12 protein-coding genes and 1 pseudogene are annotated in these 13,567 nt (G+C 68.3%); 8 read left to right on the top strand and 5 right to left on the bottom strand.

Annotation, left to right across the window (positions count from 1 at the left end):
- Positions 1-137: 137 nt before the first annotated feature.
- On the top strand, positions 138-1,427 hold the full coding sequence (locus ABY42_RS09065) for a glycoside hydrolase family 68 protein (protein ID WP_050459247.1): 1,290 nt from the start codon (positions 138-140) through the stop codon (positions 1,425-1,427).
- Between the two features lie 13 nt (positions 1,428-1,440).
- Here the strand turns inward: ABY42_RS09065 and ABY42_RS09060 are convergent, their stop codons facing one another.
- Complete coding sequence (locus ABY42_RS09060; protein WP_050459246.1) at positions 1,441-3,618, bottom strand: GH32 C-terminal domain-containing protein; 2,178 nt, start codon at positions 3,616-3,618, stop codon at positions 1,441-1,443.
- Between the two features lie 174 nt (positions 3,619-3,792).
- Here ABY42_RS09060 and ABY42_RS09055 point away from each other — a divergent pair, with 174 nt between their 5' ends.
- The 5 genes and pseudogenes from ABY42_RS09055 to ABY42_RS09040 all read left to right on the top strand — a co-directional run bounded on the left by ABY42_RS09055 (position 3,793) and on the right by ABY42_RS09040 (position 6,339).
- Positions 3,793-4,866 carry an aldo/keto reductase gene (locus ABY42_RS09055; RefSeq protein WP_004976398.1) on the top strand — a complete coding sequence of 358 codons (1,074 nt, stop codon included), beginning with the start codon at positions 3,793-3,795 and terminating at the stop codon, positions 4,864-4,866.
- On the top strand, positions 4,866-5,036 hold the full coding sequence (locus ABY42_RS19805; protein WP_004976399.1) for a hypothetical protein: 171 nt from the start codon (positions 4,866-4,868) through the stop codon (positions 5,034-5,036). The genes ABY42_RS09055 and ABY42_RS19805 overlap by 1 nt, the downstream gene beginning before the upstream one ends.
- A gap of 102 nt (positions 5,037-5,138) precedes the next feature.
- Positions 5,139-5,434: pseudogene (locus tag ABY42_RS09050) on the top strand (alkaline phosphatase PhoX); the annotation flags it as partial.
- Between the two features lie 49 nt (positions 5,435-5,483).
- Positions 5,484-5,951 (top strand): SHOCT domain-containing protein, encoded by a 468-nt coding sequence (locus ABY42_RS09045; RefSeq protein WP_050459245.1) that lies wholly within the window; start codon positions 5,484-5,486, stop codon positions 5,949-5,951.
- Positions 5,952-6,090: 139 nt separating this feature from the next.
- Entirely contained in the window at positions 6,091-6,339 is a 249-nt protein-coding gene (locus ABY42_RS09040) for a hypothetical protein (protein ID WP_049905183.1), read from the top strand.
- 183 nt (positions 6,340-6,522) lie between these two features.
- Here ABY42_RS09040 and ABY42_RS09035 read toward each other — a convergent pair whose 3' ends face one another.
- From ABY42_RS09035 to ABY42_RS09025, 3 genes are all read right to left on the bottom strand, one after another.
- A complete protein-coding gene (locus tag ABY42_RS09035) occupies positions 6,523-8,082 on the bottom strand; it encodes a heme-binding protein (RefSeq protein WP_004976403.1) in 1,560 nt (519 codons plus the stop codon).
- A 105-nt stretch (positions 8,083-8,187) separates the two neighbouring features.
- A complete protein-coding gene (locus ABY42_RS09030) occupies positions 8,188-9,975 on the bottom strand; it encodes a site-2 protease family protein (RefSeq protein ID WP_050459244.1) in 1,788 nt (595 codons plus the stop codon).
- 139 nt (positions 9,976-10,114) lie between these two features.
- Entirely contained in the window at positions 10,115-10,567 is a 453-nt protein-coding gene (locus tag ABY42_RS09025; RefSeq protein ID WP_050459243.1) for a hypothetical protein, read from the bottom strand.
- Positions 10,568-10,698: 131 nt separating this feature from the next.
- Between ABY42_RS09025 and ABY42_RS09020 the strand changes: the two genes are divergently transcribed.
- Entirely contained in the window at positions 10,699-11,238 is a 540-nt protein-coding gene (locus ABY42_RS09020; protein ID WP_004976406.1) for an LURP-one-related/scramblase family protein, read from the top strand.
- Positions 11,239-11,335: 97 nt separating this feature from the next.
- Positions 11,336-11,851: a BGTF surface domain-containing protein gene (locus ABY42_RS09015; protein ID WP_050459242.1), complete on the top strand. Its 516-nt coding sequence runs from the start codon at positions 11,336-11,338 to the stop codon at positions 11,849-11,851.
- 42 nt (positions 11,852-11,893) lie between these two features.
- On the opposite strand, the gene lysS is transcribed toward ABY42_RS09015, so the two are convergent.
- The gene (lysS, locus tag ABY42_RS09010; protein WP_004976408.1) at positions 11,894-13,567 is read right to left on the bottom strand and encodes a lysine--tRNA ligase; all 1,674 of its coding nucleotides are present in this window, start codon (positions 13,565-13,567) and stop codon (positions 11,894-11,896) included.

The raw sequence follows: 13,567 nt of genomic DNA, 5'->3' as shown, positions 1-13,567 counted from the left end.
GTCGGGCGCGTGTCTGATGGAACAAGTTCGACCCGTCGCTAGCGCCGAACGGAACCCGAAACGGACCGAGTGGGGTGTCTCTCTGATAGGTGATACGAATGGTGAAACCTATCACAGTCGCCCGAGTTTACACGATAATGAGTGAAAAATTCAGAGAAGGGATTCCGGCGTGGACGCGGGAACACGCCGCTGGCCTCCGCCGCGACGACTCGAACGTCGCGCCGGTCATCTATCCCCCGGACGAGCGACTTGACGACGACCTGCACATCTGGGACACGTGGTTCCTCCGGAACCGCGACGGCTCCGTCGCCGAAATCGACGGCTATCGCGTCATCTTCTCGCTGACGTCGTCGTCGGACCTCCTCCCCGGCAAGCGCCACGACGTGGCGACGATTCGCTACTTCTACTCCCGAGACGGCGAGGAGTGGACCACCGGCGGCGTCGTCTTCGACGGCGGCGCGCTCGGCCAGCGTCAGTGGGCCGGGTCGGCGATGTACGACCCGGACGGCGACGGCGGCGACGTCTATCTCTACTACACCGCGGCCGGAGAGGACGGCGCCGAGGAGCTGACCTACACCCAGCGCATCGCAGTCGCCACCGGGGGGACCGTCCGCACCGACGACGCCGGATTCAGCATCGAGGGGTCGTGGAACCACCGAATCATCCTCACGCCGGACGGCGACTGGTACGAGCGCGAGGACCAGTCGCGCGGGATGATATACACCTTCCGCGACCCGTGGTTCTTCGAGGACCCCGCGTCGGGCGAGACGTACCTCCTCTTCGAGGCGAACACGCCCGTCCCCGAGGGGGCCGGCGAGTGCGACGACCCCGTCTGGGAGGAGTTCAACGGGAGCGTCGGCATCGCCCACTCGCCGACCGGCGACCCGACAGACTTCGAACTCCGGCCGCCGCTTCTCGACGCCGTCTGCGTCAATCAGGAACTGGAGCGCCCGCACCTCGTCGTCCGCGACGGGACGTACCACCTGTTCGTCTCCAGCCACGTCCACACGTTCGCGCCCGGCCTGACGGGCTACGATGCCCTCTACGGGTTCGTCGCCGACGACCTCGCGGGCGACTACGAACCCCTGAACGGCCACGGGATGGTTCTCACGAACCCGAAAGGCGCGCCCTTCCAGGCGTACTCGTGGCTCGTCTACGACCACGGCGACGACCTCCTCGTCTCGTCGTTCTTCAACTACTTCGACTACGACCGACCGAGCCTCGACGACGTGGGACTCCTCCCGCCCGAAGAACAGCAGCGCCGCTTCGGCGGCACGCTCGCGCCGACCGTTCGGGTCGCTCTCGACGGCGACGAGACCGACCTCGTCGACACCCTCGGCCACGGACACCTGCCGCTGCCGCGCGAGGAACTGCCGACGCCGTGGTGGGAGCGAGACGGGGACGCCACCCGCGGCGGCGACTACTGAACGAACGCGGCGGTCACGCTCGTTTTCGCGCCTCGAACGTCGCGTCGAGTTCCCACGCGTCGAGCGAGCGGACGTCGACCCGGCCGTCGCCCTCGCCGCGTCGGACCGCGACCGAGACGCCGTCGGCGTCCGCGCGCGTCGGGTAGACCCGGGTCGTCAGACAGCGCTGCTCGTCGGCGAACACCTCGACGACCGAACAGTCGACGAACACGCGGAGCGACACCGACTCGCCCTCGACGGGCATCGAGCGGGGCTCTCGGTCCGCGTCGTGGGCTCGGGTGCTCCGCTCGCGGTCGACCGTGACGCGGTCGCCGTCGTACCGGAGGACGGTCCGCTCGCCAAGCGCCGGCGACTCGAACAGCCCGAGTTCGAACGCCCCGTCGCCGTCGACCGCGACGTCGACGGCGAGTTCGTAGGCGTTGCCCGAGAGGTCGAGCGACGCGTGCTCGTCGGCGTCGAGCGCGCTCGCGTCGAGTTCGACGTGACGGCCGCGGAGGGTGGCGAGTTCTCCGGCGGGTCGCTGTCGGAACTCGCCGGCGGCGGTCACCGAAAGCTCGCGCGGGAGCGAGAGCATCCCGGACCAGCCGGCGCGCCACTGCGCGTCGACGCCGCGGGTCTCTTTGACCCACCCCCACGCGAGCGTCCGGCCGTCGTCGACGACGGTGGACTGCGGGGCGTAGAAGTCGCCGTAGTCGAGCAGGCCCTCGCGTTCGACCGCGAACTCCGGGGCGTCGAGGTCGGCGGTGCCGACGAAGTAGCGCACGTCCTCGTAGTTCGAGACGTGCAGCAGTTGGTGGTCGCCGAAGTCGAGGAGCTCCGGGCACTCCCAGACGGTTCCGTGACCCTCGCTACCGGAGAGAATCGGACCGACGTACTCCCACTCGCGCAAGTCGGGCGAGCGATAGAGGAGCGCGACGCCGCCGACCGCCGCGATTGCGGAGCCGATGAGCTGGTACCAGTCGTCGCCGACCTTCCAGACGGCGTGGTCGCGGAACTCCGCGGCCCAGTCGTCGGTCCCGAGGATGTCGAGGTCGTCCGGGGGCGTCTCGATGACTGGGTTGTCGGGCGCTTTGTCCCACGACCGGAGCAGCGGGTCGTTCGTCGTCGCCAGACAGGGAAGCTGGTGGTGGTCGCGACCGCCCGTGTAGATAATCGTCGGCACGCCCTCGTCGTCGACGACGGCGCACCCGGACCAACAGCCGTCGCGGTCCGGACCGTCCGGGTCCGGGGCGAGCGCGACCGGTCGGTCCGTCCAGTGCAGGAGGTCCTCGCTGGTCGCGTGGCCCCAGTGAATCGACCCGTGGAACGGCCCGCCGGGGTTGTACTGGTAGAACAGGTGGTAGGTCCCGTCGTGCTGGATGACGCCGTTCGGGTCGTTCAGCCAGTTTGCGGGGCCGGCGAGGTGGTACCGGGGTCGGAGATGGTCGTCGCCGAGTCGCTCGCGCATCGCGGCGAACCCCTCGGCGTCCGCGGGGCGGTCGGTGAACGCCGGTCTGCGGTGGACGGGGCCGCCGAGGACCGCGAGCGCGTTGCGGAGGAGGTGCTCGTTCGCGCCCATCGTCTCGAAGTCGTTGCCGTGGTGGGTGAGAAAGGCGACCTCGGCACCGATGCCGTAGACCGCGCCCGCGCCGCGGTCCCACGCGACGACGGACTTGAGCGCGACGAGGAAGTCGTCGCCGTGGAGCGTACTCGCCAGAACCTGCCCGTTCTCGGGGAGGACGTGTTCGTACCGGGCGAAGGGGCGCGGCGCTTCGGGTGGTTGGAGGTGGACGCCCAGCGTGTCGAACCCGTCGAACAGCGGGTGGTCCGCGTGGATGGACTTCGTCAGCAGTCCGGTCGGGTGCGGCGAGTTCTCGGTCCCGACCGCGTCGGGCGCGACGGGGTCGATTCCCAGCGCGTCGACCGCCGAGAGGGCGTTGAGCGTCAGGAGGAGTCCGCCGCCGTCGGCGAGGTACGCGTCCAGTGCGGGCCCACACTCGGCCGCGAGGGCGCGCACGTCGGCGTCGACGTGGCGGTCGGAGTGCCACCACAGCACGTCGAACTCGGAAAGGTCGGTCTCCCCGGCTGCGACGGCGTCGAGGGAGATTGTTTCGACGCTCGCTATCGACTCGGCCCACTCGAACGCCACTCGCTGTTCCTCCGTACGCTCGGTCGCGAAGAGAAATCCGACTCGAACCGGAATCACGTCCATTGCTGGCGTGGTTCGACATCACCGTGCATGAATCTGCGGATTCACTCGGTAGCGAGCAAATACACACAGCGCCCGGAGGCCGAGCGCGGGCCGCGAGCGCCGCTCACGCCGGGGATTCCCACGAGACGGAAACAAAACACACCCAATAAGTCGCCCCAATTCGTAGGGCCGGCCATGCACTACCGCGAACTCGGCACCTCCGGAATCGAAGTCAGCGAGGTCGGCTTCGGTGCGTGGGTCGTCGGGACCGACTGGTGGGGCGACCGCTCGGACGAAGACTCCATCGAGATGCTCCACCACGCCATCGACCGGGGCATCGACTTCTTCGACACGGGTGACGTGTACGGCCACGGCCACTCCGAGGAGGTCGTCGGCGAGGCCCTCGCCGACTACCGCGACGAGGTCACCGTCGCCACCAAAATCGGCTACGACTTCTACAACAACCCGCAGGCCGGCCACGGCGAACTCCCCAAGGAGATAACCGGCGAGTGGGTCCGCGAGGCGACCGAAAAGAGCCTCGAACGCCTCGACATGGAGTACGTGGACCTCCTGCAACTCCACAACGCGAACGTCGACGAGGTCACGCCCGACGTGCTCGAAGCCCTCGACGAACTGAAAGAGGAGGGCCTCATCAAGGCCACCGGCTGGGCGCTCGGCCCCTCCATCGGCTGGCTGGCCGAAGGCGACATGGCCATCGAAGAGGAGTTCGACGCGCTCCAAATCGTCTGGAACGCCTTCGAACAGGACGTGGGCAACCACTTCCTCGACACCATCCGCGAGACCGGTTCCTCGACGAGCCTCATCGCCCGCGTGCCGCACTCCTCGGGCCTCCTGAACGAGCAGGTCCGCCCCGAGACCGAACTCGGCTCCGGCGACCACCGCGGCTTCCGCCCCGACGAGTGGTACGAGACGGGCTGGGAGAAGCTCGAACAACTCCGCTTCCTCGAACGCGACGGCGAGCGCACCATGGCGCAGGCGTCCATCGCCTACCTCCTCGGCTACGACGAGACCGCGGCCGTCACGCCGACGTTCCGCACGAAAGACGACATCGACGAGTGGGCGAAGGCCTCCGACGTGCCGAAGCTCACCGACGAGGAGCTAACCCGCGTCGAGGACCTGTACGCGGACAACTTCGGCATCGACCGCTTCGACGGCATGGACGCGCTCCGCTCGTCGGTCGACGGCGACGACATCCGCGCGGCCGGCCTCGACAAGCGCGTCGCGAAGGGCGCGCGCAACGAAGCCTGATGGGTCGCCTGAAGACCCTCCTCGGCGTCACCGCGGTCGCCCACGTCGCGCTCGCGTGGCTGGTCAGCCTCGACGCCAAGAAGCGCGGCGACGACGCCGGTCGCTGGATAGCGCTGACGCTCCTCACCGGCGTCGTCGGCGCCGTGGACTACGTCCGAAACGGGCGCTGACGGCGCGTCCGCGGTCGACCCCGGCTGTTTTCCGTTCTGTCCGTTCGGTCACCGACGCTCACGAGGGCTCCCCTTCGATATATATCGCACTTAGCAGCCTACTACACCGCCGCCGCCGAACTCAACGACGACATGTCGAACGCCACCGGCGGCTCCAGCTCCAGCGGGTCGACGACGCGCTCATCAACGTCGACAACCTCGCCGTGATGGACGACGGTCGCGTGCTCTGTTGCGAGGACGCCGACCAGTTCGGCCGCTCGTACAAGAACGACTGCCTGTACGTCTACACGCCGGAGGACGACGACCGCGGCCACGGGAACGACCCCGACGGCGACGACGCCGATAACCCGGGACGAAGCGACGACGCTCCGGGTCGCGGGAACGGCGACGGAAACTAACCCGACCCGCTCACGCAGTTTTTTGTATTTCGAGAGACACGTTCGACCAATGGTCCTCGAACGATTCGGTTCGGCGCTCTCCCGCGAGGCCCGCGCCGTCGCCCGAAGCCCACCGCTCTTAGGCGTGGTTACCGGGGTGTGGATGATGCTCATCGCGCTGATGATGGGCCTCGAAGTGCATCTCGCAGTCGTCTGGTTCCTCGCCGTCGCTCCGTCGACGGCGGTGCTGGCCTACGGCGGGCGGCGCGTCCTGCGTCGCTTCCGCGGTGACCGCGGCGAGTCCGACGGCGAAGACGAGTGGGCGCGGAGGGCAGACCGAGGGACCTACGACCCCGTGGACGACGAGTCGGCCATCGAGCGGCTGCGAGAGCGCTACGCGGCCGGCGACCTCTCCGACGAGGAGTTCGAACGCCGCCTCGACAAGCTAGTCGAAACCGAGAGCTACGTCGCTGGGTCGCAATCGCGGTCGCAGTCGCCCTCCGGAAACGCGAGAGAGCGGGCCTTCGAGCGGAACTGACGGAACGGGGGTCGGCCGGACGCAGGGACGGCCGCGGCGACCGGTGACCGAGTCGGAGTCGGAGTCGGAGCGCGCCTCGCGGGTGGCCCGCGTGCCGGGACCAAAAGAGACACAACGCTCGACCGAGTCCGGGACGACCATGCGTAGTTCACTCGTCGACCTGCTTCCGGACCTCCTCGAACTTCTCGTCTTCAGTCTCGGGAGTGCGGGGCTTTCGCTCGCCGGCGCGTACATTGAGCGCTTCGCGCTCATCACCTTCGAACAGGGCAACGTCGAAATCGCCGCGTGGGCGGTCGTGATGGGCGCGGTGGCGCTGTACTTCGCGTACAACGTCGGCACCGACAAGGTCCGCCCGAAGCTCCGGGACGTTCGCGCCGCGCTCGCGTAGAAAAAGCTGCAGTCTGATTTTGGGCGTTCGACCGCGTTAGACGAGGAAGACGTGTCGCGGCCGGTCCGCGAGCACGTACACGCCACCTTTTCCTGCGCTCGCTCCGCTCACTGGCAAAACCTGGACGAAAAGGTTCGTCACCCCCGATGGGGATTCCTCACCCCGCTCCCGATGGTCGCGGAGCTACGCTAAGAACACGTGTCGCGGCCGGTCCGCGAGCACGTCGCGACCCCACTGGACCGTGTCGCGGAACGCGTCGGAGCGGAAGAACTCCATGGCGTCGTCCTGCGAGCGCCACTGGCTGGCGATGAACATGTCGTCTTCGTCTTCGACGTTGACCATCAGGTCCGTGTCGAAGTGGCCGTCCATCTCTTCGAGGAGGCCGCCGACGGTTCCGAACTTCTCGACGAAGTCGCCGCGGTGTTCGGACTTGACGGTGTAGAACATCCCCATCGTGCCGAAGCCGGACTCCTCGCCGGCGCGCTCGACGATGCCGGGGAGTTCCGAGAGGAATCCCGCGGCGGTCTCGGCCGCCGACGCCGTCTCCCAGATGGAGACGACGGCGACCCGACCGCGCTCGTTTGCCTCGTAGACGGCCGTCTTGACGTGCGTCGGGTAGTGGTCGAAGTTGCCGCGGAGGCCCTCGACCTCGTCGAACAGTTCGTCGGCGTCGGCCTCGGAGTAGAGGACCGTCGCGTACACGTCCTCGCCGTGGGGCTTGCCGGCGTAGATGTTCAGGTCTTCGAGCTGCCCGCGGATGTCCTCGTCGCCGGCTTCGTCGCCGCCGTCGTCACCGTGGTGGTGGCCGCCGTCGTCGCTCTCGCCGCCGTGATGGTGGCCGTCGCCACCCTCACCGTGGTGCTGTCCGCCTTCGCCGCCGTGATGGTGGCCGTCGCCGCCGTGGTGGTGGCCACCCTCGCCGTGCGCGTGCGCGCCGTGGTGGGACTCGTCTTCGAACTCGCTGGTCGGGACGCCGTCGCCCGCGAGGAACGCGCCGAGGTCAGACGGCGGGAAGCGCCGGCCGACGTAGAACTGGCCGAACTCGCCGTACTTCGAGGAGACCTCGTCGAAGCGCATCTCGTAGACGATGTCCTTGATGTCGGTCGGGTCGTCGCCGAAGAGCGTGACGCCCCACTCGTAGTCGTCGAAGCCGACCGAGGAGGCGATGACCTGCTTGATTTTCCCGGCGTACTTCCGGCCGGTGTCGCCGTGGGTGGACATCAGGTCGCGGCGCTCGTCGAACGAGAGGTCGTACCAGTTGTGCTCCTCGCCGCGGCGCTTCGACATCGGGTAGAAGGACATGTAGGTGTCCGCCGGGATGTCGGGCTTGAGCTTGCCCTCGATGTAGCGGAGCAGCCCGGTGTCGATGTCCTCCTCGTTACCCTCGAAGTAGTCGTCCGAGACGTAGCCGGACACCTCGGTGACGGAGACGTAGGAGGTCGGCTGCTCGGTGAAGGCCGCGAGCGCGGTCCGCTCGAACTGCCGCTCGGCGCGGGAGATGTCGTCGAGCGTCGGCCGGAAGTGGACGACCACGAAGTCCGCCTTGTGGCCGAGCACGGAGAAGACGGCGGACGCGCCCGCCTCGGCGTCCTCGACCGCCTCGTGGGCGTCGAGGTACGCGACGCCCTCCTCGATTGCGCGGCGGCGCTCGCGGTCGGGCGCGTCACGCCACGCGTCCCAGTCGACGGTTCGGAAGTCGTGCAGCGCGAACCAGCCCTCGTCGGTCTGTGGGGCCTCTACCATACGGGGGCCTAGGGAGTCATCCGGTATTGAAGTTGCGAGTCGTTTTCGCGGTTCGAGAACCGTCGAAGGCAGGCGAGTCGACCCCGACAGGGGCGGCCGAGGCGCTCAGCCGAGGAGCGTCGGCCCGAATATCATGAGCACGAGCGACGCGAGCATCGTGAGCCCGATCGAGGTCGTGATGGTCCGGACGACGGTGTGGGGGTCGTCGACCGGGAGCCGCGAGACCACGGCCTCGGTCGAGGTCCGGAGGATGCGACCGCCGTCGAGCGGGTAGCCGGGGATGCAGTTGAAAAGCCCCAGCTGGAGGTTTATCCACGCCGTCCAGAACAGGACGTTGGCGACGATGAAGACGCCGCCGCCGAGGAAGCCGAGCGGGCCGCCGACCTGGTAGAAGTTGATGACCTCGCCGGTGAAGCCGGGGAAGTTCGGAATCCCGAGGACGACCGACGCGAGGGGCAACAGGAGCGACACGTAGACGAGCTGGAGGGGCGACCCGGCGAAGGCGCTGCCGAGGCCGCCGCCGTCGCCGCCGTTACCGCCGAGAAGCGAGAGGTACGTCCCCGCGGGGTACTCCTGCGTGCCGAAGTCCGTCAGGAGGAGGCCGCTCGTCCCCTGGAAGATGTTGACGCCGAGGAACCCGTTTCCGTCCTGCGGGTTCTCGCCGAGCGTCACCTGCACCGTCTCGAAGCCGCCGTCGCGGTAGACTTCGACGGCGACGGTCTGGTCGGGCGCTGTCCGGTCGAGCGCCTCCTGAAGTCCCGTGGATGAGGTGATGCGCTCGCCGTTGAACGACGAGACGATGAGGGGTTGCGTCGTCCCCGTGGCGTTGTACAGCGGGCCGTCTTCTGCGACGTTCGTGATGTAGGCACCGACCGGGATGGTGCGCTCGCCGGCGGAGGTGTCGAGGCGGGCGAACCGCGAGTCGCCGACGGCCGACTCGAAGCCGGCGCGCGTCGAGACGGCGGTCCCGTTGACCGCGGTCACGCGAATCGGGTCGGTCCCGGACTCGACGGTGAGGTTCGCGGGGTTGCCTTCGACGGAGCCGGCGACGACGAGTTCGCGCGTGACCGAGACGGTCCGTTCGCCGTCGAGTTCGACCGACACCGTTCCCGCGTCGGTCGCGAGGAGCGCGGCGTCGAGTTCCTGCGTCGTGTTGACCGGCGTGCCCTCGATGGCGGTCACGCGGTCGCCGCCCGAGATGCCCGCCGCGTCGGCAGGTGAACCGGCGTACGCGCCGGAGACGGCGACGCCCGGCGCGACGGTGATAGAGCCGATGACCGGGCCGAAAAGCAGGGCGAACGCGACCAGCGTGACGGCGAAGTTGTTCGTCACGCCGGCGGCGAACATCCGCGACTTGCCGCCGCGGTCGGCGCGGCGCTGGCTCTCCTCGGAGGGTTCGACGAACGCTCCGATGGGGAGTATCGTCAGGAGGACGATGCCCATCGACTCCACGTCGATGCCCTCGACGCGGCTGAGGATGCCGTGGCCGCCCTCGTGGACGACGAGACCGACGAGGAGGCCGAAGAGGATTTCCGGAGCGACCGAAAGCGGGAGGAAGTCGTTGACGCCGGGGATGACGAGGAAGTTCTGCGGCTGGTTCACCTGCGTCGGCGCGGGCGGGTTCTGGAGGATGACGACCGCCTGGTAGACGAGGAGGACGAACGTCCCCGCCATGATGACGAGGGCGATTCCGAGGCCGACGTTACTCCACGCCCGCCAGAACCGCTTGGGGGCGGCGAGCCTGTCGAGGAGTTCGCGGCCGCGACGGGTGTGGACCGTCGTGAGCGGACCTTGGACGCGGACGTACTCGGGGAGAATCCCGCGAGCACGCAACAGCGCCGCGAGGAGAGAGTAGGCGATGAAACCGGCGAGAACCCAAAGCAGCGTGTTCATCGCCCGAAGGGAAGCGGCGCGGGCCAAAAGGCGTTCGGGTTACGGTACCACCGTTCGGGTCACGGTACCGCTGTTCGACGACCGCGGGCGGGCGTCGGCGGCCGCGAGCGCCGCCGCCAGCCGGCCGTCACGAATGGGATTACTCGTCTTCGTCGCCGTCGTCGCCGGGCGACTCGATTTCGACTTCGACCGCGCCGTCGTCGTCCGCATCGGCCGCTTCGTCGCCGTCGACCTCGTCAGTTTCGTCGTCGGACGCCGCGTCTTCCGTCTCGTCTTCGGGGTCGTGTTCGACGGTGACCGTGGCGTCTTCGTCGTCGGCCGCGTCGTCGTCGGTCGCCGTCTCGCTCTCGGCGTCGTCGTCGGCGAGCGCGATGTCGGTAAAGGAGTCGCCGGACGACGAGCGAAGCCGGGAGACGGCGTAGGCGACGCCCACGAGGAGCAAGGCGACGAGGAACAGCCGGCCGTACGAGCGGCCGCCCGAGGACTCGTCGTCGACGGCTTCCTGTTCGGAGTCGGCGTCGAACTCCTCCAGTTCGACGTCGAATTCGTCTTGCGATTCCTCCACGGACCGGATGAAGTCGATGAGAGACATGTGAAGTGTGGTGCGGCGAGGCCGCGGTAGGCGTCGTTCGCGGGGGAACGAGCCCGTCCATCCGTACGCGCGTCGGGGACATAAGTCGTCCCCCAGAAGGGTTTTAGCCACCCCGGCGACCATCGAGTACCGTGTTCGACAGTTCCCGCTACGAGGTCCGACAGAAGGTGTCCATCGGCAACAAGTACGTCGTCTACGAGGGCGACGACCCCATCCTCTCGGCGAAGCAAAAGAAGTTCAAGCTGAAAGAGGACTTCCGGCTGGACGACCACGACACCGGCGAGGAGCGCTTCCGCGTCAAGGCCGACAGCGTCCTCGACGTGTCGACCGCCTACGACATCGTCGACAGCCGGACCGGCGAGCGCGTCGGCGCGGTCAAACGCGGCGCGTTCTCGTTCGCCAAACACACCTACCAACTGCTCGGCCCCGACGGCTCCGTCGTGGGGCGAATCGTCGAGGACAACGTCCCGATGGCGGTCGCCAGACGGCTCCTCACGACGCTCATTCCCTTCTCGTACCGCATCGAGGACGCGGCCGGCGAGCCGGTCGGCGCGGTGGACGAGCGGTTCTCCTTCCGGGACAAGTACACTATCGACGTGGACCGCGAGCGTCTCGACCCGCGACTCGCCGTCGTCGGTGCGGTCGTGATAGACGCCATCGAGGAGAACTGAGACCGACCGAGTCATCGCCCCCGCGCCGCCGGTAACTCAAAGAGCTATTTGACATTTGAGTATCTATTTCTCCCGAATTCGAGTAGTGTCGGATGGCATGTTCGAACGAATCCGACTCCGTTGGTTCGTCGTCGCCGCCGTCGTCTGCGCCGCGCTCGTCGGCGGGGCGACCGCGGCCGCAGCACAGGACGCCCCGTCGGTGAGCCTCGCGACGACCGGCGGGAACGTGACCGTCACGCAGGCCGAAGACGCGACGATTCGGGGGACGAGCGACCTCGAAGCGGGGACGACGGTCTCGGTCCGCGTCCAGTCGGCCAGCGACACGAGCCCGCGGTTCCTCAAGACGAGCGAGGCCGTCGTCGGCGATGACGGGAACTTCTCGGCGACCCTCGACTTCTCGGATATTCCGCCGGGCTCGACGTTCTCCGTCTCGGTCCGCAACGAGTCGAGCGCGCTCGCGGAGGCCGAGGGCGTCGTCGTCGAGGACGCAGCGACGACGACCACCTCGGCATCGACGACCGACACCGGAATCCCCGGCTTCGGCGCGGGTCTCGGCGCGCTCGCGGTCGCGGGGCTCGGCGCGGCGGCGTTGCTCGCGGGTCGTCGGGCGTGAGAATCGAAGTAAACAGCGAACCGCGCCCTGCGGGGCGCGAGGTCAGTCCTCGCGGCGGAGCCGCGTGACGACGAAGTCGCGCTCTAGCTCGCCGAGGAACTCGCCGAGCCGCGGGCCCTGTTCGGCGTCGAAGAACAGGCGGTAGCCGGCGGCGAAGAAGTCGCCCATCTCGATGTCGTGGCGGCGCGCCGTCTCGTAGATTTCGCCCTGAATCGCCTCGCCGTCGTGGCCCTCGGCGACGAAGTCCGCGAGGTCGTCGAGGGCGGCCTCGACCGCGGGTTCGAAGTCGAACTCGGGGAGGTCGACCTGCAGGCGGTAGTTGTACTGGTTGTCCATCTTCTCGGCCCAGCGGCGGGCGCGTTCGACCCGAGCGAGCGCCTCGTCGACCACCTCGTCGGGCGTGTCCTCGTCGAAGAAGCCCTCGTTGCGGGCCATCTTGACGCGCAGGTCCTCGTCGTCGGTCATGCCGAGGACGGCCGCGAACGTGTACGGGAGCCGAACCCGGTCCTCGCGGACCTCGTCGACGACGAACGGGTAGGCGCGCTCGGCGAAGCGAGTCAGACTCTCGTCGTCGACCTCGCCGAAGTAGGCGCGCTCGAAGCGGTCGAAGTCGTCGACGAGCTGGTCGAGCCGCGTGAGGTCGAGGTCGCGGGCCTTCCGCGGGTTGAGCGCGAAGAAGTACCGGAGCACCTCGGGTTCGAGCAGGTCGAGCATCTCCGCGACGGTGACGATGTTGCCGGCGGACGACGACAGCGCCTCGCCGTTGAGCGTGAACCACTCGTACACCATCGGCACCGGCGGCTCGATTCCGAGGACGTTCTCGGCGATGTCCGTGCCGGAGGGCCACGAGCCCTCGGCGTGGTCCTTCCCGAACGGCTCGAAGTCGACGCCGAGGACCTGCCACTGGCCGGGCCACTCGAAGCGCCACGGGAGCTTCCCCTCGCGGAACGTCGCGGTCCCCTCGTGGCCGCAGCCGTCGATGGTGTTGTCGCCGACGGTCATGTCGGTGCAGACGTAGTCGACGGTGCCGGCGTCGAGGTCGATGTCCGTGACCGTCTCCGTGATTTTGCCGCACTCGGCGCAGACGGGGTTGAACGGGACGTAGTCCTCGTCGACCTTCGACTGGTACTCGCTCAGCACCTCGCGCGCGGTGTCGGCGTGTTCGAGGACGTGTTCGACCACGGGGTCGAAGTCGCCGTTTTCGTACAGCTCGGTGTTGGAAATCATCTCCACCGGGACGCCGAGGCGGTCGGCGTCGGCCTTCAGGAGCGCCGCGAAGTGCGCCGCGTACGACTCGGCCTCGCCGAACGGGTCCGGAATCGACGTGTACGGCTTGCCGAGGTTGCGGCCGAGCGCGCCGGCGTCGACCTCGCCGAGACCGACGATGTTGCCGTCGGCGTCCGCGAGCTTCCGCGGGAGCTTTCGGAGCGGGTCCTTGTCGTCGCTGGTGAACACCTGCCGGACCTCGTGGCCGCGCTCGCGGAGCACCTCGGCGACGAAGTAGCCGCGCATAATCTCGTTGAAGTTGCCGAGGTGGGCCACGCCGGACGGCGAGACGCCGCCCTTGATTACGACCGGCTCGTCGGGGTCGCGGGCCTCGATTTCGTCGGCGACCTCGTCGGCCCAGAAGCCGTGGTGATTGGCGGCCGCGTCGCCGTCGCCGTCGGTCGCGTCCGCGGCGGGAGCGTCGCCGCGGGAGGGGTCGTCGGTCGTCAT

Origin of the sequence: Haloferax gibbonsii, assembly GCF_001190965.1 — an archaeon.
Lineage (GTDB): Archaea > Halobacteriota > Halobacteria > Halobacteriales > Haloferacaceae > Haloferax > Haloferax gibbonsii.
This window is presented reverse-complemented; position numbering and strand designations above follow the sequence as displayed.